This is a genomic window from Paenibacillus sp. J22R232 (assembly GCF_056269165.1).
In genome coordinates this window covers 1-20,655 of record NZ_JBWDNK010000001.1, presented here as the reverse complement: position 1 = coordinate 20,655, position 20,655 = coordinate 1, and the positions used below count along the sequence as shown (strand labels likewise).

The window sequence follows — 20,655 nt, the reverse complement described above, 5'->3', positions numbered from 1 at the left end:
CATCCGATCTCCCCTATGCCCCGCATCCTCTGTACGCGCTTACACCGTTGCCGTTTCACCGGGCTTTAATACCAATCCCTTAATCCCTTTGCTTTCCAGAAGCTGTACGTAATGCTCTGCTTCCTGCTGGATAACCGGGAAGGTGTTATAGTGCACGGGGATGACGAGCTTAGCATTGTACCATTCGGCAGCCAGAAGCGCATCTTCAATCCCCATCGTGTAGTGATCGCCAATAGGCAAAAAAGCGATGTCAATCGCATGTCTTTCCCCGATCATTTTCATATCGCCGAACAATGCGGTGTCACCTGCGTGGAGAACGGTTAAACCCGCCATATTAACGATATAGCCCGCAGGCATGCCTCCGTAAATAACCGTTTTCTCCTCGGATAACACGATCCCGGAGGAATGAAACGCTTGCACCATTTTCGCCTTGGCAAATCCAAGATCTACCGTGCCGCCAATATTCATGTCGATTGTTTTTACGCCTTTCCAGGACATGTAAGCTGCAAGCTCGGCAATCGCAACCACGGGCGCATCATTGCTTTTGGCGATAAGATCAGCATCCAGTATATGATCCATATGCGCGTGCGTCAGAAGTACGGCATCGGTCTTAATTTCCTCCGGCTTGGTCACTGCAAGCGGATTGCCTCTCAGAAAGGGATCAATCACAAGCGATTTGTCGCCATCAACCATTTGAATACAAGAATGTCCATGATAAATCAATTCCATTGCGCACTCAGCCTCCACTTGTTAAATTGTCTAACTGATCGTTAATCGCATGATTCGAAAAGGAGTTCAAAGAAACTTAAGGCCGCACGATCGCAATAACGCGGGCTACGGAAGAATCTGCTTGAATTCGCAGCGGAAGCGCAATGATCTCAAAAGCCTTAACGCCAATTAAACGGTCTACATGAGCTAGGTTTTCAATGATTGGTATTTGACTGCCGAACAAAGCCTGATGGCATTCGTATGGAAATTTATCTGGTGAAGGCGTATCCAAACCGAGCATTTTCACTTTTTTGCGAATGAGCAGATCAACAAACGCCAAGGACAATGTCGGATAGTCCTCAAAATAGGCAGTCTGTCCATATCGCTTGCCATGCCCCGTGTGCACAAGCACGATTTGCCCCTCCTGAATGATAGCTTCGTACTCTTCCTTGTAAGTGACAAGGTCTGTTCCGCTCGTATCAAGCAATATACCTTCCCCAACGAATGAAGTGATCGGAATGTCACTTATGTACTGCTGCACATCCAGCAAATGCATAGGTCCATCGATGTGGGTACCCGCATGCATATTGATGGACAACTGATGATTGTTGAAGCCGTCCACGCCGAATTGCTGCGTATGGATGATGCTCGTTTCGTCATCTCCAGGGTATACAGGCATTCCGGTCATCACCAAATGGGTTAAATCAATAACCAAATTGCCGCAGCTCCTTTCTCAATTGCTCATTCATCACTGCTAACGTTGCCTTCAGGCCTTTCTTGAAAACTATAACATATCTGTACTTCCTAGAAAAACATGGAGTGACGCAAGAGCACACGGACATTACCAGCATAAGGCTGTACGTGCGGATAGAGGCAATTGTGGAGTTTAACGGATAGACTGCGGAGATAGTTACCTAAGGCTTAGAGCGCTTGCCGCAATAAGGATGCTTTAGTGGAAAGCGAGGTTTGGATCACTTTGCGTTTCATTAACTGCTTGCGATGCTCGAACTCGCTCGCGAAAAACGCTTCGTCATAAAGGAGATCGGCCAGCGCGACTGACGCGGCTTCAGAGGCGAGATCCTCGTCTTCGAGCAAGTAATATGCGGCTTGATAGGCATAGTGCTCATGCTGCCTCAAAATCGCAGCCCTCTGCATCATCACGCTTCTTGTCATCGTCTTCAGTCCCTCCTGCAGCCCATAGTCGTCTCTTTAGATCAACTATACACAAGACCATTGTTCCCACCTAGTACCATATTTCTATGGTACCGGTCAGCAAACGGAAATTAAAAACGGCAAGCATTGGAATGTCCAAGCTTGCCGTTTTGCCTTGCCGTTTAAGCTAAAGGAACACGCTTAGACAAAGCTTCAAATTTCACTAAGTGCGGGTTGATCTGCGCTTGAAGATTTTTCAGGTACGCAAGCGTTGCTTTGTTCTGCTTGATTAATGAAGGATTTTCGTTAAAAGCAACGGAGTAATGCTTCATTACGTTGCCCTTTTTGTATTGGATTAAAGGGAATTTCCCCGTTTTCCAAGCATCCTTCATATTAACGTTCGTGCCAGTAATTTGCAGGTTCAGCTTTGCGTCTTTGTAGTTGTAGCTGTAGCTAGGATCCGCCTTCGTATGCGCAACGGAATAGCCGGCGGCAAAGACATCATTGGCAAACGTGCCGAACTGGATTTTATGATATTCAACCACGCCGTTATAATCGGTAATTTTCGTATTTAAAGAGCCATTCCCTACTTTAATATCGTTTTTCCACTCACCATTATATGTAATAACAATATCCTTGCTATCTTCCTTGTACTTGTTCACGTATGTACCCGTGCCGGTACGTTTGCCGTTAACCCAATCACCGGAATACGATTTGGTGGAGTACCATGTCATTGTACCCTTCCCATGCGGTTTCCCGTCTTTTAATTGACCGTAATAATTTTCGTATTTGGAAATTTGCAAGAACTCTTTTTGGGCTCCCGCTTCAGCCTTTGAAGCACCTCCGCCCGCCGTTAACACAAATACCAATGCAAAGCTGAACAACATCATGACCGTTTTCTTCATCGTCCATCACTTCCCCTTATCTAGTTATATAGTTTCATTCTATTAGGATAATAAACACGGTATGCAATTCCGAAACAGGCCTTAAAACATATTTAGGGTTTATTTTATTCGTTATTACGGAAGCAGACCTATTTCCTCTGACGTTATAGCATACAATGCGTGATCTTCCCATTCGCCATTAATCTTTAAGTAGCGTTTCGCCAGCCCTTCATACCGGAAGCCAGCTTTCTCCAGAACGCGGACAGACGCCAGATTTCGCGGCATTACGCCAGCTTGGATACGGTGCAGGGCTAATTCGGAGCATGCATATTGCAACACGGAACGAACCGCTTCGGTCATATATCCCTTGCCGTTATGTGCTTCGTCCATGAAATAACCTAGACTGGCATTCTGAAAAGGGCCGCGGGCAACGCCGGAAAGCTCGATTCGCCCGATTAACGAGCCTGACTGCCTTTCATATACGCCAAACACATAATTCCTGTCCTCTTCTGCTCCCTTGATGCCTGCTTCGATAATCCGCCGCTGCTCTTCCAGCGTGAAATATTCATCCGGCCGGATCGGCTCGAAGGGTTTGAAAAAATGAAAATTCCGCTGTCTCATTGCATGTAATTGTTCCGAATCCTTGTCGGCCATTAGCCGAAGATTAACTCGGTTCCCGTTCATTATCTCGATCTCCTCCGCTTTCTGAATTATTTTGAAAATTCTGTCCTCTTTCCTGTATAGATTTACAAAACTCACACATAATAACCTTACATCCCATGAAGGAGTGATTGTAATGAGCAGAAGAAGTTCGAATACATTGGTTGTACCGCAAGCAAGAGGCGCGATTGAGCAATTGAAAACAGAAGCCGCACAGCAACTTGGCGTAGCTTTCTCGCAAGACGGTTACAACGGTAATCTGTCTACACGCGATGCAGGTTCAATCGGTGGTTACATTACGAAAAAACTTGTTCAAATTGCGGAGCAGCAACTGGGCCAACGCAACTTCTAAATCAGCCTCCGAAAAGCCCTCCAAGCACTGGAGGGCTTTTCTTTCTGCGCCTACTTCCTTAAATGGTACGGTACCGTTGCGATAACGACATCCTTCTGGGCATACAGATAGGCACGCAGCATTAAGCTCGTTTGGTTGTGCAAAAAGTAATGCCACCAATGCTTTGTAATAAACTGCGGGATAAGAACCGTGATATGATCCGTTTCGGACGTTTTCCACTCGATCGTATCAATAAACCTCATGAGCGGACGAATGATGCTCCGATAGCTCGAACGGAGTACGATGAGCCGTACTCCAGGATTCCACTCCTCCCATTTTTTCTCCATCCGCTCAATATCCTCGTCGTCGAACCCGACATAGACAGCGACTACGTTGTCCGTCAATGACTTCGCATAACTCAGCGAATGATTGACGACGCGCGTGATTCCGGCGATTGGCACAACAATCGTGCTCCCTTTGATGACAGGCTTATCTTCGCTCATATTGATCCGCAGCTCATTCGCCATATTCATGTAATGGCGATGAATGCCATAAAACAACATGATAACCAGCGGAAGGAAAATAAAGACCATCCATACATGGCTGAACTTCGTAAATATGAATATAAGCGTTATGGCAAGCGTGGTGAGCATACCGATCGTGTTTATGATAAGACGCATCTTCCAGCCAGAAGGTTTCAGCTTCCACCAACGCACCATCATTCCAAGCTGAGAAAGCGTAAAAGGAATAAATACGCCAACCGCGTATAGCGGGATTAAATTTTCTGTGTTGCCATGGAAGGCAATAACGAGCAACGCGGATAATACGCCCAATATAATGATTCCGTTCGAGAACCCAAGCCGGTCGCCCCGTGCCATAAACATGTTCGGCATGTATTTATCTTTCGCCAGCATGAAGGCAAGCAGCGGGAAAGCCGCATAGGCCGTATTCGCAGCCAAAAATAGAATGAGTGCGGTTACCCCCTGAATGACGTAGTAGATAACGCCTCTTCCGAATGTTGCATTCGCGATTTGCGATACGACCGTTTCTTTCTCATTGGGCATAATGCCGTACCAATAAGCCAGCAAGCTAATGCCGATAAACATCGCGCCTAGAATCGTTCCCATCATGATCAGCGTCTTTGCTGCATTGCGCTCGGCCGGTTGCTTGAAATTCGGTATCGCATTAGACATCGCCTCAACGCCTGTTAAAGCAGAACAGCCGGAGCTGAAAGCCTTCAATAACAAAAACAAGCTGATGTTCGATACCGTTGCGCCAAGCTCTGGAACGGCTGCATGCGCGCCGCCAGCCATAAACTTAACAACACCTGAAATGATAAGTATAAAGATGGCAATAACAAACAGGTATACCGGCATGGCAAGCACGGAGGCCGACTCTGTAATTCCCCTGAGGTTAATGATCGTCAGTAAAACAATCATGACTAATGCGATGGCAACCCGGTGGTCATGCAGCGACGGAAAAGCTGAAGTGATCGCGTCCGTTCCGGCAGACGTGCTGACCGCAACCGTCAGGATATAATCCACGAGGAGCGAGCCCCCTGCCAGCAAGCCCGTAGAAACGCCGAGATTGTCCTTCGCTACGATGTATGCCCCTCCGCCGGCCGGGTACGAGAATATCGTTTGCCGATACGATAAAATAAGCACCAGCAAAAGTCCTAATACTGCTATCGATATGGGAATCGAATACCACACCGCCGCAAATCCGGCAACCATCAATACTAACAATATTTGTTCTGTTCCATATGCAACAGATGATAGTGCATCGGAAGAAAGGACCGCGAGCGCCTTCAGCTTGCTAAGCTTCTCCCCTTCGATTTCCGAGCTTTTCATCGGACGCCCGATCAGAATCCGTTTGAACCTGCTAACCATGTTGACTCCCCATTCCTTAACCTTAGGTGTTAATTGCTTGCTTCCTCGTTTAACGGCAACAAAAAAAAGCCGCAGGAAAGTAAGGACTCTCCCGCAGCTTTCCAAAAAAAATGGGTAGGCTGGCGTTAAGTTCCTCTCTTGGACGCTTACGAGGTTAGCTGACGGATTCGGGCGCAAAAGTCGCCCTACGGTTGGAGTACACCAACCGATTCACCCCTGAGCACGGACCAATTGGATCCCGCTCTTTGGTTCCCCCGATTCTTTTTCAGAATTCAGCGATTAAGGATTGTAGCAATCAATCGTTTGCAATGATCACGCTCTGAATCTTACTCCTCTGGAAAGCCATTGTAAACGAGCATAAATGGCTAAATTAATTTAAATTGGAATACCGCGCATTCATTTAACCGCTTACATCATCATGAACCTTTCCGTATCACGGTTATGCTCTTGTTATCTTCGCTTTATGACAATCAAGCGGCGCGGGTTATGCATTGCGCCGCTGATGGAACGACTGCATAGTTTCAAATCGGGTTCCTTTTAGAGCACTACAAAAAAAAAGCAGCCATCGAGGCTGCTTTTCCATTAACCCTTTTGAATTTTAAAATGAAACTCCCACTTCGCAACATTCCCTGAAAATCTTCCCCGGTTTTCTACAACCGAAACTTCTAGCGTCTTATTCACCGCTTTTGTACCGATTGCCGATACTTTAACGCTTGCGTCCGTGGCACCGTCGTCTGGGTATTTATCCTGTTCCTGTGCTTCTGCCCGCAGCTTAATGAGATCGGACGCCTTAAGATTGAGGACCAGCGTCTCGCCCTCCTTCACTTCTTTCCCGTTTATCGTTGCTCCGCTCCACCATTCATTTCCGACACTGTTTTTCTCGATCAGCTCAGCGCTGACAAACGTTACCTTTATCTTGATCGTCTTGGCGGCTGCGGCAAGCAGCGGCTGTGTTGATAAAGAAAAGAGTAGAATGATGCTGATGAAGACCGAGGCAAGTTGTTTCTTCATTTTTGTAATCCCCTTTTTTATCTCTGTTATTCCAATATATTCTATCACGACTAATGGCACAGGTCTACGGACTCTATCCACTTTTCAATATACTTTTATGATTATGAGTAACCCTGCTATATCCTATCAATTGGCAACTCTCTTAAAAACAAGGAACACGGTGCAATGATGTCGAATTATGCCGGAAGAGAATCTATAAGGAGGAGGATGCTGCATGTCCTTTCCGTTCAAAGCTGCCGATTATCCTTCGGGTCCTGGCTGCTATCTCATGAAAAATGAGAATGGCCGGATTATATATATCGGCAAATCCAAAAACCTGAAAAGCCGGCTTCGCTCTTATTTTTCGAAAAAGCATACCCATAAAAAAATCGTCCAGCTTGTACAGGAGATTGCATCGATCGAGGTTGTTCTCGTCAATAATGAGGCGGAGAGCCTATTGCTAGAAAATAATTTAATTAAAAAGCATAAGCCGCCATTCAATAGAGCATTAAAAAAGGATAATAGCGGTTATGCCTACTTGCAGCTTACGGCTGATCCGCTTCCAAGGCTAGACGTCTATTACCGCAACCGTACCGGCCATGTGCATCACCTTAAGCATGCAGCACCGCAGCGACTCGGACCATTCAAAAATGCGGGATTCCGGGATGCGCTGCTTGAATTCGTAACCGGGCATTACGGCCTTCGCACCTGCAAAACAATGCCCAAAAAAGTATGCTTGCTCTTTCATATCGGAAAATGCAGCGGCGTATGCGAGGGTAAAATTTCAAAGCAGGAATACATGAGCAATGTGGACCAAGCCTCGACGCTGCTTGCTCATAGCGGCAAGGCGCTAATTCAAACGCTATATCAAAAAATGGACGAATATGCCTCCCGAATGGAATTCGAGAAAGCGCAGCAAATGCTAGTCAGCATCAGAAATCTGGAGCAAGCTTCCGATAAGCAAATCGTTGACCGGGAAGCCTTCATTGATCAGGATGTCATTTACTTCGGACCCTTGCACGCGATGGTCGCGAAGGTGCAGGCTGGCATGCTAACCGATTTCCAGCTGTTCAAGCTTGAACCATGCTCGGAAGATGCCTGTGACCAGTTTCTAATGACCAAATACGCGAATGGAATGCCAGATGAGCTGATCGTGAGCAGGCTGACCGACCGGAAGAAGGTTCAACAGTTTTTCAAAGCAAAACGCCGGGCCCCGCTCCTCATCACCGAGCCCAAACGAGGATTAAAGCATGATCTGCTGCAGCTATGCAAGCATAACTATGAATACCGCATCGAACATTTGCCAACGAATAGCAAGCAAGCCGTTTTATCGTAACTACCTTTGCGACAGCCGTAGAGCTTCCGACGAGGTTTACAGCTTGTTGGTTATTTACCCTCAGGTGCAGCTATAAAAAACAGCATAAATAAACTTTTTGCTTTGTTCATCTTCTGTTCTCCTTCCTGCACCGATTATCTCCAAATCGTTAAAACATCAAAAAAAGCAGCCGCATTGGGCTGCTTTAGATGTGTACACGCATAACTAGATTGTGAATTAATGTGAGCCAGAATATTCCTCGTTCTCGCTTGCTGGATCAAACTTTTCTTTGCTCATGGCGAAAGCTGCTATGAGTGCGATAACCGAAGGTATAATGGCCCAGGCGAACGTTTGAGTGAGAGATAAAGACAAAGCATCTGTTATTTGATCTAGCACAGGCGCTGGAATATTGTCCCGTGTTTCTGGAGTCAAGATTTTGCTCGGATCACTTAAATCAATAACTCCCCCTGCCGTTCCTTCGCTGCTGAATTTAGAAGCCAACTGTTTCATGAAAATATGGCTTTGGATAATACCGAACACCGTGATGCCAAGTGTCATGCCGAGCTCCCGAGTAAAGCTAAGCGTCGAGCTTGCAGAGCCGCGCTGCCTTGCCGTAAATCCGTGAATTGCCGCATTGCTTAGCACCGAGAAGGAAGAACCTATCCCGAGCCCGACCAAGAACATAAACACAGTAACCATAAACCGCGAAGAATTCGGAGTTAGCGCAGTAAGCCATGCAATTCCTGCAACGAGCAGCACTAACGTCGATATCATAATGGAGCGGTAAGTAAATTTGGAAAGCAGGATACCGCCTCCCGCCGCCGTTATAACAGAGCCAACCATCATTGGAAGCAGAACAAGGCCAGAATTCGTTGCTGAACCGCCAAGAACTCCTTGAATATAGATTGGAATGTAGACAGAAGCCGTTATAAAAGCAGCGCCGCTGAATATAGCCATCATATTACTCGTTGAATACAGACGGTTTCTAAACATGCTGAAGGTGATGATCGGTTCTTTCGCATGGCGTTCGATAAAAACAAAACCAATAATTAGAACCGCAAAAGCGAAGAACAAACCTATAATCTGCGCAGAGTCCCAAGCATATTCCTTGCCGCCAAGCTCAAGCGCGAACATCAAGCAAAGAATGGAAGAAACAAGCGCAAACGCGCCAAGAAAATCAATCTGTTGCTTGGCATGCTTCACCGATTCCTTATAGAAAACAGCTATTAAAAGGAATGCAATAATACCTACAGGCAAGTTAATATAAAATATCCATGACCAATGGACATAATCCGCCATATAAGCGCCAATAAGCGGTCCGAAAATGCTGGAGATTCCATACGCGGCACCGAATAATCCACCAATCTTGCCTCGTTTCTCCGGCGCCACAACATCGAACATTATCGTAAATGCGATCGGCACGAGAGCTCCCCCGCCAATCCCCTGAATCGCCCGATAAATGCTCAGCTGTACGATGGAATCCGCCGTGCCGCACAATGCAGAGCCGATCATAAATACGAGGATACCGAAAATAAAAAATCGCTTACGGCCGTACATATCCGATAGTTTACCGAATATCGGCATGCCTGCCATCTCTGCGATCATATATGCTGAGGTCACCCACATCAGTTTATCGAATCCGCCTAAATCCCCTACGATTGTACCCATTGCTGTAGCTAATATCGTATTGTCCATCGATGCCATAAGCGTCGCTAGCAGCAGCGCCGCTATAATCACGCTGACATTATTTCTTTTTGCAATCATCCTGATTCTCCTTCGCCGTTCCATTGCCTTGCTTTACCCTGATCACGACGCCGCTTCAGACCTGCTCTGCCCTACTCCGATCCTATGCTGCCAGCATTTCATTTCATCAGCGACGGTTAAAGACCTCCCGCCAATATTCGCTTTAAGAAAATGCCCGTATACGAGTCGGGCGCCTCTGCGACTTGCTCAGGCGTTCCCGCTGCTAATAGTCTACCGCCAGCCGCTCCTCCTTCGGGCCCAATATCAATGACCCAGTCAGACTCCCGAATGATTTCCAAGCTATGCTCGACAACGACCACCGTGTTTCCCGAGTCGACAAGCTTATCAAGCAGCGCTTGGAGCTGTTTGATGTCTGATGGGTGGAGTCCGGTTGTCGGTTCATCCAGCAAATAAAGAGTATGGAGCTTGGATGTCTTATTCAGTTCTTTCGCGAGTCTAATCCGCTGTCCCTCGCCTCCGGATAAGGTTTTGACAGATTGCCCCCATTTTAAATATCCAAGCCCTACTTCGCATAACATCGAAATGAGAGTTGCCATCTTCTTCTCCGACTTCAGGATTGGCAAGCTTTCCTGCACGGATAGATTCAATAGGTCCGAAATAGAGAAGCCTTCATATTTAACCTGCAGAACCTCTTCTGTAAATCTTCTTCCCTTGCAATCATGGCATTTCACCTCCAGGTCAGGCAAGAAATTCATATCAACGGAAAGGACCCCTAATCCTTGACAGGTCTCGCATCGCCCGCCAGGCGTATTGAATGAAAAATGCTTTGAGGTCAGCTTTCTCTGCTTAGACTCCGGCAAGCCGGCAAACAACTGGCGAAGATGCGTAAATACATCCGTGTAGGTTGCAACGTTCGAGCGCTGCATTCTCCCCATCGGTGCCTGGTCAAAAATCACGATATTGCCGACGTGCTCCAAACCTGTCATTGCTGTGCAGCCCGGCTCATCGGATTTGCTCGGGCCTCCTTTTGCAACAATATCGAAGACCAAGGTGGACTTTCCAGATCCTGATACTCCCGTTACGGAAACCAATGCTCCAAGCGGAAATGAAACTTCAGGAATCGTTACATTGCGAACATTTGCTCCGCGAATGGCAATGTGCTGTCCGTTGCCCTTCCTTCGGATGCGATGCGGTGCCTGCTTTCCTTCTTCTCTCAAGAACGCCCCCGTCACCGAAAACTCGTTTAACAGCAAATCCTCCAAGCTGCCTTCTCCAACGACAGCTCCGCCGTTTACGCCTGCTCCCGGCCCAATATCGATAATATGGTCGGCAGCCCGCATCATTTCGATATCATGCTCGATAACGAGGACGGTATTGCCTAGATCGCGCAGCTGCTGCAGCACCTGAATAAGACCAGCCGTATCCCGAGGATGAAGTCCGGTAGTCGGCTCATCCAGAATATACAATACGCCGGTCAAGCCTGAGCCAAGCAGCGAAGCAAGCCGAAGCCTTTGCGCTTCTCCCCCGGATAGCGTTACCGATTGCCGATTCATGCTCAGATAGCTAAGTCCGACGTCTATTAGCCGCTTGAGTCGTATTGGCATATCATTGAGAATCGGTTCGAGCACATGTAAGCCCTCCGTAGGAAGTGATGCTTCGAGCCCCATTGCCCATTCATGCACAGCACCGAGTGACCATTCCGATACGTCCGTAATCGATGCGCCTGCCACCTGTACGAAGCGGCTTTCTTTCTTTAACCGCGCGCCAAGGCATGCTGGACAAAGCTGCTCATGAAAGAAGCCGCCATCCTTCTCCTGCGACCCAGCCTCCCCTTCCTTCTCCTTGTAGCGCCGCCATAAACCGGGAATAACGCCTTCGAACTTTGTTCCTTGGACGGGCTTTACATCTGGGTAATGCCCTTTGAATGCCTCGCTCTCAACACCGTAATAGAGCATATCTCGCTGAACCTCGCTGTATTCCTTCAGGGGCTGGTCTGGGTCAAACCCGCATCCGTAATGCTTTCCTGCCGCATTCAGAATCCGGATTTGAATATCGCGGTGCACGCCGTTTAGCGAAGCAACTCCTCCATCGCGCAAGCTAAGGTCTGGATTGAATACCGCCGCTTCGTTGATGCTTGCCACATGCCCAAGGCCGCTGCACGCTTCGCAAGCTCCTTCCGGTTTATTGAAAGAAAAATGCGACATGCCGAGAAGCTCCAGCTCTTTCTTGCAATGCGGGCAGTTCACCGTTCGATGGTGCATATCCTCGTCATCCTCCGCCAGCAGGCCAACCGGCTCAAAAACAGGCAGGATGCTCCCGCTGCAGGACGGACATTTGCGCACGCCTAATTTGGAAAAAATAAAACGAACATACGTATAAACATCCGTCACCGTCCCGACCGTAGATCGCGGATTGCGGTTCGTCACATGCTGTCCGACGCTGATCGACGGTGACAGCCCCTCGATGGACTCTACTTTTGGCTTTCGAATGGAATCCGAAGACATGCCCATTGATTCCATAAACTGTCTATGGCATTCCCTTTGGAGCGTATCCATTGCAAACGTCGATTTGCCTGAGCCTGATGGCCCAGTCAGGACGACGAGCTTATACTTCGGAATGGATAGCGACACATTCTTCAGATTATTCTCCCTCGCGCCTTTGATACGGATTGATTCTTTCACGAAAAATCCCCTCTCATTACCCATTTATCCATACGGTAAAAGAAATCACGCAAACAATCGCTGCCCTTGCAATGCTTCGTCCCTGATTCCTTTTGCAAAAAAGTTCTATTTTCGTTAAAATAAAATAATATTGCACGCACTCATCAAGTATCTCGATTTAAAAAGTATCTTGATTATCAAGATACTTTAATCTTAAAAGGAGGGTTGCCGTTTGTCAAGCAAGCAACAGAATCAACCAACGGCGCTTCAAGAAAACTTCACGCTCGGCATGCGCAGCCTGGGAAGCCGGACCGTGCTTTACCAGCAAAGCGTTGCCGCTTCTATCGGCTTGTATAATAATGATTTTTTGTCCGTGGATATTCTCCGTGAGAAAGGGCCCATTACCGCTGGTGAATTATCAAAGCTTACCGGTCTTACAACAGGCAGCGTCACCTCTTTGATTGACCGTCTTGAGAAAAATGGCTTTGTCCGCAGACAAAACGATCCGAGCGATCGTCGCAAAGTCATTATCGTCCCTATTTATGAGCAAAAAGAAGAAATAACAAACACCTATATGCCGCTGCATGCCTCAATGGTGAAGCTGGCAGCCTTATACACGGACGAACAGCTGGAGCTCATCACGACGTTTTTAGGCAGAGCAAGCGAGGTTCTGGAAGAACAAATCCAACAACTCCATACCAAAACACGGAGCTAGCTTTCTCACGGTACGATGTAAAAATCCTAAAAAGACGCTCCTCTCTCTCGTCAATTGACTTCGGGATAACGTCTTTCATCTTAGAGCATGAGTGAAGGAGTCTGTATATGTTTGAATCCAAACCGGTTAAAGGCTCAAGAGAGCAAAATTACGAATTAGCCATTCAGCAAATGGACGCACTGCTAACCGGCGAGTCCGATATCATCGCGAACCTGTCCAATACATCAGCTTTGCTTAATCAATTTTTGGATCAAATCAATTGGGTAGGCTTTTATCTCTATCGCGATGGAGAACTCGTTCTAGGACCATTCCAAGGATTACCGGCCTGTATCCGTATTCCCTTATCGAGAGGTGTTTGCGGAAAAGCTGCAAGCGATAGAACCACCGTCAGAGTCGGGAATGTTCATTTATTCCCAGGCCATATTGCATGTGATTCCGCATCGCAATCGGAGCTTGTCATACCTATCATAGTACGCGGCGAGTTATTTGGCGTTCTCGATATTGACAGTCCGATATTGGACCGGTTTGACGAAGTGGACCAGCACTACTTAGAGCTGTTCGTCAATCAATTGAGCACTCACTTATAGCTTGTAGGCAATTGTCCTGCACGGGAACAGTACAGGCTGCCGAATATCCGGCAGCCTGTTTTTCATAAGATTTCTAGCTTTACTTTTTTTCCAGGACGGCCGAATAATTGCCTTCGTTATCAGCAAAGTTAAATACTCTTCCTGTTGGCATATGTACGAGCTCGCCGACTGTAATCCCCTTGTGCGATAAGTCTTTATACCGTTTTAACCACTGCTCCATTACGTTGCTCCGTTACATGCTTACATACTTTCTTGAAGGCAAGCTTAAGACCCGTAAGTTGTATGCTTCATTCCGAAGCATCCTTTCTTACGGGTCCGTACTTGATGGAAAGACTACTTATTCGAACGTTTTTTAGAAGAGACTTTAGCGCGTTTCTTTTGTTTTGCGCTTGAAACCATAACGTTTTTCTCCGTATGCGTATATTGATGCTGATAGACTGGGCAGCAATGATGCTGCTTCACCGTTTCGATATTTTGAATGACATTCACAAGCTGTGGGTGATAATAATTCTCGTATTGCGTAATAGGAGGATCATAAATCGTCTGCGTTGGACAATCGGGACAAAATTCAGCTTCATTCACGCCGCCTACATTTCCCATATTATTGTAATAATTACGGTTCACAATAATTATCCCCTTCCTGATTTGGAATACACCTTATTGTATTCACCAAGAGGAGTAACGACCTGTACGCTTGACCCGCAAGGCAAAAGCCTGCAAGGTTTGAGCGGATTACGGACCGAGGGATTTGCCGTGTACCTATTTTAACCGCATTGGGCCATAAGTAGTCAATCTTAGCTCCATGAGATGCCGTAAACAGCACAGCTTGCTCCCTATCCATTTTCATCCCTGCAGCAACCGGTGACACTTCCTCTTGGCCGATGGCTGTTCGCATTAAAATAGCACCTGCTAGCGCTAGGCTAACAGGTGCCGTTTATACGGAGGTCATGAAATGGTCGATCACAAATGAAAAACCAATACCGCAGCAAGATAGAGAAAAATAATTGGGAACATCTTCTTGTCTATCGGACATCATCCATAAATGTTCTAAAGCTTTCAACGATTTCTTTGGACCTTGTATGATGCAAATAATGCCCTCCTTCAAAGGTCATCACTTTGCCATGCACAGAATCTTTGACTTGCTCTTCGTGCAGCGGTATCCAGCCCTCTACGCCTGTATTGTTCTCTTGTATAAAGAAGACAAGCGGAAGTTCATTGGGGAATGTTAAACTTCTTGCTGCTACAAAATTAGAATAAATATGTTCCATCTCATTCAAAGTGGTGGATTCATACATGTTTTTGAGAGTGAGCAGTCTCATCTGTTCTTTAGTCTCCTCGTCAAAAGGAAGGCCTGTATAGGGATCATCTCCGAATTTCAGCATCAATCTGCCGAAGCCGGATTGTTTAAGCAGTTTAAACGTTCCGGTTGGAAATTCAACATCCATTCCGCCTTGGGTTGGAACGCTGCTGTCGATTCCGGCAAAAGCACTCACTTCGTTCGGATACTTATTGACATAATCGAGCCCGTAAATGCCAGTAATAGAGTGACCCATTAGAATGTAACGGTCAATCTGAAGGCTTTGCAGCGCTTCATGAATTTCGCTTACAATATTTTCAGTCGTTCGTTCTTTCGTGGTTCCGTCACTTAATCCATATCCAAACGGTTCTATTGCAACAACTTTGTAATACGGTGACAGCTCTTCAATTAATGGCTTAAAATCAAGTGCAGGCGCTGCCGTTCCATAGCCTGGCAGGAGCACGATTGTTTCGTCGCCATCTCCTTGAATGAGAACATTCATCTGTTTCCCATCTACGGGTACGAGCTGACCATAAGCTTGAATTTTCCCTTTTTCCGATTTGCTGCTGACCTTATTGACAATAAAGACAATAGCTATAAAAACCACGACCACAATAACGAGTACGGCTAACGATTTCAATATAATCTTACCTATTTTTTTCATTTTGCTAGCTGGTTTTCTAGCCGTTGCTGCATCCGACCCCATTTTCATTGCCTCTCGTAATTTCACTCGCATCTTCTCCTGTCATCTTCTCTGTATTCAGCTCCCAAAATGAGCCGCTAGGAAAAGCTTACATGACGAAAATGTACTCTCCGTGACGCCAATATGAACGGAATATGAACGGGCAAAAAAAAAATGCTGCGACTTCATATGCAAGAAAGTTGCATATGCTGCCGCAGCATGGAGAATAGGAAACAACTGAACCAAGAAAATTTATGGAATTGAGAAACAGCTAATTATCATTCCTAATTGAGAATAAATGACGCTGTCGAAGTTTTGATCGGCAACGTCACGATGAAGGTTGTTCCTACCCCTGGATCGCTTTCGACACGGATATCCCCTTGTTGAAGCGATACGATCTGCTTCACGATGGCAAGTCCCATGCCGCTGCCTTCATATTTGCGGCTGTGGGAACGATCCGCCTTAAAAAACCGCTCGAATATCCGCTTCTGATCCTCTAAGGAAATACCAATTCCCGTATCGGATATTCGAACAGTCACGTTTTTCGTATCCGATTTCATGTCGACAGTTATGGTGCTGCCATCCTTGGAAAATTTGATGCTGTTGCCGAGTATGTTAGTCCATACCTGATTGAGCTGATCATGATCAGCCGTTAACATAACTGCCTTCAATTTGAGATCGAAATGGATGCTGCGCGCCGACCATTGCGGCTGGATTGCCACAATAACGCGTCTTATCTGCTCGTCAAGTCTGAGCGATGCTAACTGTATCTGCTGCGACTGCGATTCTAACAAGCTTAGCTTTAACAGGCTATCGCTCATTTTGGACATCCGACCTGCTTCCGTAATAATGATATCCAGATAACGGGTTCGCACTTGAGCTGCGATATCCTCTTGCTTAAGCGCGATAGCATATCCGGATATCGACGTGAGCGGCGACTGTACTTCATGCGACACGTTCGTTACGAATTCTCTGCGCATTTGCTCCAGCTGCTGAAGATCATGCATCATTTCTTCGAAGCTGCGAGCCAAAGTACCTAGCTCGCCTGATTGCTTAATATTCAGCTTAACGTCGAAATCTCCAGCAGCTATCCGTCTTGTCGCGATGGTCAGTTTTTTGATCGGCCTTACGAGAAAAACGGAGGCAATCAGAACAAATATACTTCCGATAATTAAAGAAAAGCCTACAAAATACAATGCCCATTTTATGACAAAAGAGGCTGAAGGCGGAGCCAGCGGCTCGAGAAACATCGCTTTAGTTCCGAGCTCCGTTTTCAAAGGCAGGCCTACGAGGACGGTAGCAAAACCGCTCGTATTATATTGAACAACTTCTCCCTGGAGGACTTTCCTAATCTGTTCCTTCGTTATAGCAGCAATTTTCTGTCCGTTAACCTCTCCATAAGACTTGAATTGGCCGTCTGCTTCGTAAATTCGAATGTAATAGGAATTGAGCATCTTCATTTCGCTTACGAACGCATCCGCTTCACGCAGCGGAAGAGTCTCGTAGATCTGAACAATATCATGCCCAAAATTACGCAGCACTATTTGAGAGTTTTCGCTCAATTTTTCTTCAAATATCCAAGTAGCCACAAAAAACGCGAGAACCGTTCCCCCGATCACGGAGACTAGAAAGATAAAGACTACACGTGTATATAATGATTTGATCACGCTTGCACCTCTAGACGGTAGCCTAGCCCACGAACCGTTTCGATATGAAAATCAGGCGTTGTCGCAAACCGCTCTCGCAATCGCTTAATATGTACGTCTATCGTTCGGTCGTCGCCTGCGTAATCGATCCCCCATATTTGATCGATCAGCTGCTCGCGCGTATAGATTTGCCCAGGCGTTCCAGCCAGCTTATAAAGCAATTCAAACTCCTTAAGCGGCAGCGTGAGCGACTCCGTCCCTCTCATTACTTTATAAACCTGCCGATCAAGAACGACGCTGCCTAACCGAATTGTCTGCGTGGAGCCAATCCGGTAACGTTTTAGCAATGCTCTAACGCGTGCCGTCAATTCCAACGGATCGAATGGCTTTGTCAAATAATCATCCGTCCCCAGCTGGAACCCCTTTACTTTCTCCCATGTTTCGCCTCTCGCGGTAAGCATGAGCAGCGGAAGATCCGGATTGCTCCTTCTGAGTTCCTTGCATAAGGTCCAGCCGTCCATAATCGGCATCATAATATCCAGAACGACAAGATCAACATGCGTCGAGGCATAGATGGCAAGTGCTTCCTTTCCATCCGCGGCCTCCACCGTTTCGAATCCGTCGTTGCGTAAAAACAAACAGACAAGTTCGCGAATGTTCGCGTCGTCATCGGTAACCATTACAGTAGGCATTCGTTCCCTCACTCCTTGTTTCCATCCCAAATCGTAATAACCATTATACTATACAAAGCCCATTCATGATTGCGGAAGGTCCGCACAGCTCATCCGAAGCTGAAAAGAACGACGATTTAATGCTTCATTTCTTCTCCGTAAAGAAATAAAGCAGCGCGATAACAGGGAATACGATGCCGATCCCTAAAGCTGCACTCCAGCCTCCCCATGCGAAAGCCCATCCGCCCACCGCGGATCCCAATGCGCCGCCAAAAAAGAAAATAGCCATGAATAGCCCGTTCAATCTGCTGCGAATCTCCGGACTGAGAGCAAAAATCGCTCGTTGTCCGAGTACAAGATTGGCTGATACACCCGCGTCCAACAGGATGGCTGATACCACTAAAACGATTATGCCAACGGGAGAATTTGATTGTATGACCAGCAGGAGCAGAACGGAAACGATAACAATGCCAAGCGCTATTCCCGTAGCGGATCTAGTCCAGCCGCGGTCAGCTAATCGGCCAGCCACTGGCGCCGCTATCGCGCCCGCGACTCCAACAAGTGCATACAAAGCAATCGCTTTTTGAGAAAAATGAAAAACGGGACCAGATAATAATAATGGAACCGTTGTCCAGAATAAGCTGAAGGTTCCAAACACGCAAGCATGATAGATGGCACGACGACGCAAGATCGGCGTTGTTCGCAGAAGATGCCACATTGAGCTAAGCAGCGCTCCGTAGCTTGTATTTGACGTTGGCCTTCTTTCTGGCAGCACTTTTGAAAGGACGATCGCCAGCACAATGATAGCTGCAGCTGATATAGCGAATATGATAGGCCAGCTAAAGAAATCAGCCACCAAACTAGACAACGGTCGCGCGAGCATGATGCCAAGCAGCAAGCCGCTCATGACATTTCCAACGACGCGGCCGCGCGTGGAAGCTGATGCAAGGTATGATGCGAAAGGTACGAGCACTTGTGCCGCGACCGAACCCAATCCGATAAACAGGGAAGCCACCAAAAAAAGCACAGGACTTTTTGTCATGGCCGTCACAACCAAGGCGATTGATGTGAGAAGTAAGGATAATACCACTAGCCTTCGGTTTTCAACAAGATCGCCTAAAGGTACGATAAAGAGCAAGCCAATGACATATCCAATTTGGGTCAAGGTCACGATCAAGCCGGCACTGCCAGCAGACAGTCCGATTGAAGAGCTAATTAAGCCTACCAATGGCTGTGCATAATACAGATTAGCTACGATAATTCCACATGCAGTCGCAAGCAGAACGGTTAACCATGTCGGAATATTCTTTTCGATTGTTTGTTTGTTTGGTGCATTCATAACAATCACTCCTTGTTTTGTAAGTGCATAACGCTTAATCGGTTGTCCGTACGTCACGTATTGTTTTATAACATCCCCTCGACTTTTATTTTTAAAATCATCTGATGAATGGACGGCGACGGCGCTCTGTAGCAAAGGCGTATCCGCAAATGGGAACAAGAAAACGAAACTATAAAGTCCATTCCATTCTTCGTTCACAAATACTAAACGTATCGTTTATTAATTATGTCTAAATAATATACTGAACGTATCGTTTTGTAAATAGGCGTTTTTATCTTTAGCTTTAGCTTTTAGCTTTTAGCTTTAGTTTTTAGCTTTAGTTTTTAGGTTTAGGTTCTTCTTCACATTTGATATACTATACGTACAGTTTATGTATAGGGAATTTGAAAGGAGCGATTTAAGTGGAGGTTAAAAGAGGGCGACCTCGTAATGTTGAAACACAACATGCGATCCTTTCCGCTTCTTATGAATTATTGCTGGAAGATGGCTTTGGATCGGTCACCGTTGAAAAAATTGCTGATCGCGCAAAGGTAAGCAAAGCCACGATTTATAAATGGTGGCCGAATAAGGCTGCCGTAGTGATGGACGGTTTTCTAGCTGCCGCAGCGGCAAGGTTGCCCGTGCCTAACACAGGTTCGGCAGGAAATGATATCGTTAATCATGCCACGAATTTAGTTCGGTTTTTGACCAGTCGCGAGGGTACGATCATTAGGGAGCTATTAGGTGAGGGGCAGTTTGATTCCGGATTGGCGGAAGCCTATCGGACAAGGTATTTCCAGCCACGCCGGCTTGAGGCTAAGAGCCTACTAGAACAAGGGGTCCAGCGCGGAGAATTGAAAAAAGATCTCGATCTTGAATTAGGCGTCGATCTCATTTATGGTCCGATCTTCTATCGTTTACTCGTGACAGGCGGGGCATTGGACGATTCCTACGTGCAGCATCTGGTAGAGAATGCATTTGATGGAATCAAGCTAAAGTAAAACCAGGGACAATGACAACAGTTCATGCGAGCCTAACAAACTAAAGAGAAGCAGCGACGGCTTGGGACATATTTCTCGTCCAAGCCTACCGCTGTTTCTATCAGTCATATAGGATTATCCTCATTCAGCAAACAGGTCAAAGCTACGTTTCACGCCCTAATCGATCGGCGGCTGCCACAAGACTATCCACCATACGCGAGACCAAGCTACGCTGCACTTTGTACACTCTACTCGTCGCTTATGTAACCTCTCTCTTGCTTCGCTGCAGTTTCTGCAACAGAATGCCTCTGGTTCGGTGGTTATTCGCTCATATACGTGATTCTGCTGCACTTTACGGTTAGACCCCTTAATTCCGGAGTGCTGTCAACCAAATAATCAAATTACGTAGCCAAGCTTGTTATTTGGTCTATTTACATGGCTTTATGGAACTTACTTTGATCCTCCA

At 46.6% G+C, this 20,655-nt stretch carries 19 protein-coding genes, 1 pseudogene and 1 riboswitch; of the genes and pseudogenes, 5 read left to right on the top strand and 15 right to left on the bottom strand.

The window, feature by feature from the left end; genetic code table 11:
• Positions 1–39: 39 nt before the first annotated feature.
• From AC0YN3_RS00100 to AC0YN3_RS00080, 5 genes are all read right to left on the bottom strand, one after another.
• The gene (locus tag AC0YN3_RS00100) at positions 40–729 is read right to left on the bottom strand and encodes a metal-dependent hydrolase (RefSeq protein ID WP_475773149.1); all 690 of its coding nucleotides are present in this window, start codon (positions 727–729) and stop codon (positions 40–42) included.
• Positions 730–805: 76 nt separating this feature from the next.
• A complete protein-coding gene (locus AC0YN3_RS00095; protein WP_475773148.1) occupies positions 806–1,423 on the bottom strand; it encodes a cyclase family protein in 618 nt (205 codons plus the stop codon).
• A 206-nt stretch (positions 1,424–1,629) separates the two neighbouring features.
• Positions 1,630–1,881 carry a hypothetical protein gene (locus AC0YN3_RS00090; protein WP_475773147.1) on the bottom strand — a complete coding sequence of 84 codons (252 nt, stop codon included), beginning with the start codon at positions 1,879–1,881 and terminating at the stop codon, positions 1,630–1,632.
• A gap of 161 nt (positions 1,882–2,042) precedes the next feature.
• Positions 2,043–2,765: an MORN repeat-containing protein gene (locus AC0YN3_RS00085; RefSeq protein ID WP_475773146.1), complete on the bottom strand. Its 723-nt coding sequence runs from the start codon at positions 2,763–2,765 to the stop codon at positions 2,043–2,045.
• Between the two features lie 114 nt (positions 2,766–2,879).
• A complete protein-coding gene (locus AC0YN3_RS00080) occupies positions 2,880–3,428 on the bottom strand; it encodes a GNAT family N-acetyltransferase (RefSeq protein WP_475773145.1) in 549 nt (182 codons plus the stop codon).
• A gap of 112 nt (positions 3,429–3,540) precedes the next feature.
• On the opposite strand from AC0YN3_RS00080, the gene AC0YN3_RS00075 reads away from it, so the two are divergent.
• Positions 3,541–3,756 (top strand): small, acid-soluble spore protein, alpha/beta type, encoded by a 216-nt coding sequence (locus tag AC0YN3_RS00075; protein ID WP_475773144.1) that lies wholly within the window; start codon positions 3,541–3,543, stop codon positions 3,754–3,756.
• A gap of 50 nt (positions 3,757–3,806) precedes the next feature.
• Here AC0YN3_RS00075 and AC0YN3_RS00070 read toward each other — a convergent pair whose 3' ends face one another.
• Together AC0YN3_RS00070 and AC0YN3_RS00065 are read right to left on the bottom strand one after the other, a co-directional pair.
• A complete protein-coding gene (locus tag AC0YN3_RS00070; protein ID WP_475773143.1) occupies positions 3,807–5,624 on the bottom strand; it encodes an APC family permease in 1,818 nt (605 codons plus the stop codon).
• 128 nt (positions 5,625–5,752) lie between these two features.
• Positions 5,753–5,912, bottom strand: a riboswitch (cyclic di-AMP (ydaO/yuaA leader).
• A gap of 294 nt (positions 5,913–6,206) precedes the next feature.
• Positions 6,207–6,635 (bottom strand): hypothetical protein, encoded by a 429-nt coding sequence (locus AC0YN3_RS00065; RefSeq protein WP_475773142.1) that lies wholly within the window; start codon positions 6,633–6,635, stop codon positions 6,207–6,209.
• A 214-nt stretch (positions 6,636–6,849) separates the two neighbouring features.
• Here AC0YN3_RS00065 and AC0YN3_RS00060 point away from each other — a divergent pair, with 214 nt between their 5' ends.
• Entirely contained in the window at positions 6,850–7,950 is a 1,101-nt protein-coding gene (locus AC0YN3_RS00060; protein WP_475773141.1) for a GIY-YIG nuclease family protein, read from the top strand.
• 216 nt (positions 7,951–8,166) lie between these two features.
• Here AC0YN3_RS00060 and AC0YN3_RS00055 read toward each other — a convergent pair whose 3' ends face one another.
• Positions 8,167–9,693 (bottom strand): MDR family MFS transporter, encoded by a 1,527-nt coding sequence (locus AC0YN3_RS00055; RefSeq protein ID WP_475773140.1) that lies wholly within the window; start codon positions 9,691–9,693, stop codon positions 8,167–8,169.
• A gap of 116 nt (positions 9,694–9,809) precedes the next feature.
• Positions 9,810–12,314, bottom strand: a complete 2,505-nt coding sequence (gene uvrA / locus AC0YN3_RS00050; protein ID WP_475773139.1) for an excinuclease ABC subunit UvrA — start codon at positions 12,312–12,314, stop codon at positions 9,810–9,812.
• Between the two features lie 211 nt (positions 12,315–12,525).
• Between uvrA and AC0YN3_RS00045 the strand changes: the two genes are divergently transcribed.
• Both AC0YN3_RS00045 and AC0YN3_RS00040 read left to right on the top strand, forming a co-directional pair.
• Complete coding sequence (locus AC0YN3_RS00045) at positions 12,526–13,008, top strand: MarR family winged helix-turn-helix transcriptional regulator (RefSeq protein WP_475773138.1); 483 nt, start codon at positions 12,526–12,528, stop codon at positions 13,006–13,008.
• A 107-nt stretch (positions 13,009–13,115) separates the two neighbouring features.
• Positions 13,116–13,595 (top strand): GAF domain-containing protein, encoded by a 480-nt coding sequence (locus tag AC0YN3_RS00040; protein ID WP_475773137.1) that lies wholly within the window; start codon positions 13,116–13,118, stop codon positions 13,593–13,595.
• A 79-nt stretch (positions 13,596–13,674) separates the two neighbouring features.
• Here the strand turns inward: AC0YN3_RS00040 and AC0YN3_RS00035 are convergent.
• The 6 genes and pseudogenes from AC0YN3_RS00035 to AC0YN3_RS00010 form a co-directional block, all read right to left on the bottom strand.
• Positions 13,675–13,794 (bottom strand): annotated as a pseudogene (locus AC0YN3_RS00035) (VOC family protein); the annotation flags it as partial.
• A 134-nt stretch (positions 13,795–13,928) separates the two neighbouring features.
• On the bottom strand, positions 13,929–14,219 hold the full coding sequence (locus AC0YN3_RS00030; RefSeq protein ID WP_441943375.1) for a hypothetical protein: 291 nt from the start codon (positions 14,217–14,219) through the stop codon (positions 13,929–13,931).
• 398 nt (positions 14,220–14,617) lie between these two features.
• A complete protein-coding gene (locus tag AC0YN3_RS00025; protein WP_475774242.1) occupies positions 14,618–15,598 on the bottom strand; it encodes an alpha/beta hydrolase in 981 nt (326 codons plus the stop codon).
• Between the two features lie 260 nt (positions 15,599–15,858).
• Positions 15,859–17,241, bottom strand: coding sequence for a sensor histidine kinase (locus AC0YN3_RS00020; RefSeq protein ID WP_475773136.1), 1,383 nt, complete (start codon positions 17,239–17,241; stop codon positions 15,859–15,861).
• Positions 17,238–17,912: a response regulator transcription factor gene (locus tag AC0YN3_RS00015; RefSeq protein WP_475773135.1), complete on the bottom strand. Its 675-nt coding sequence runs from the start codon at positions 17,910–17,912 to the stop codon at positions 17,238–17,240. Before AC0YN3_RS00015 ends, AC0YN3_RS00020 begins: the two co-directional genes overlap by 4 nt.
• Before the next feature lie 124 nt (positions 17,913–18,036).
• On the bottom strand, positions 18,037–19,230 hold the full coding sequence (locus tag AC0YN3_RS00010; RefSeq protein ID WP_475773134.1) for an MFS transporter: 1,194 nt from the start codon (positions 19,228–19,230) through the stop codon (positions 18,037–18,039).
• 401 nt (positions 19,231–19,631) lie between these two features.
• Between AC0YN3_RS00010 and AC0YN3_RS00005 the strand changes: the two genes are divergently transcribed.
• Positions 19,632–20,210, top strand: coding sequence for a TetR/AcrR family transcriptional regulator (locus tag AC0YN3_RS00005; RefSeq protein ID WP_475773133.1), 579 nt, complete (start codon positions 19,632–19,634; stop codon positions 20,208–20,210).
• Positions 20,211–20,655: the final 445 nt, after the last annotated feature.

Coding starts and splice junctions, on each gene's coding strand:
- AC0YN3_RS00100 (WP_475773149.1), bottom strand. CDS start 729: ATGGAATTGATTTATCATGGACATTCTTGTATTCAAATGGTTGATGGC.
- AC0YN3_RS00090 (WP_475773147.1), bottom strand. CDS start 1,881: ATGACAAGAAGCGTGATGATGCAGAGGGCTGCGATTTTGAGGCAGCAT.
- AC0YN3_RS00085 (WP_475773146.1), bottom strand. CDS start 2,765: ATGAAGAAAACGGTCATGATGTTGTTCAGCTTTGCATTGGTATTTGTG.
- AC0YN3_RS00080 (WP_475773145.1), bottom strand. CDS start 3,428: ATGAACGGGAACCGAGTTAATCTTCGGCTAATGGCCGACAAGGATTCG.
- AC0YN3_RS00075 (WP_475773144.1), top strand. CDS start 3,541: ATGAGCAGAAGAAGTTCGAATACATTGGTTGTACCGCAAGCAAGAGGC.
- AC0YN3_RS00070 (WP_475773143.1), bottom strand. CDS start 5,624: ATGGTTAGCAGGTTCAAACGGATTCTGATCGGGCGTCCGATGAAAAGC.
- AC0YN3_RS00065 (WP_475773142.1), bottom strand. CDS start 6,635: ATGAAGAAACAACTTGCCTCGGTCTTCATCAGCATCATTCTACTCTTT.
- AC0YN3_RS00060 (WP_475773141.1), top strand. CDS start 6,850: ATGTCCTTTCCGTTCAAAGCTGCCGATTATCCTTCGGGTCCTGGCTGC.
- AC0YN3_RS00055 (WP_475773140.1), bottom strand. CDS start 9,693: ATGATTGCAAAAAGAAATAATGTCAGCGTGATTATAGCGGCGCTGCTG.
- AC0YN3_RS00040 (WP_475773137.1), top strand. CDS start 13,116: ATGTTTGAATCCAAACCGGTTAAAGGCTCAAGAGAGCAAAATTACGAA.
- AC0YN3_RS00025 (WP_475774242.1), bottom strand. CDS start 15,598: ATGGGGTCGGATGCAGCAACGGCTAGAAAACCAGCTAGCAAAATGAAA.
- AC0YN3_RS00015 (WP_475773135.1), bottom strand. CDS start 17,912: ATGCCTACTGTAATGGTTACCGATGACGACGCGAACATTCGCGAACTT.
- AC0YN3_RS00010 (WP_475773134.1), bottom strand. CDS start 19,230: ATGAATGCACCAAACAAACAAACAATCGAAAAGAATATTCCGACATGG.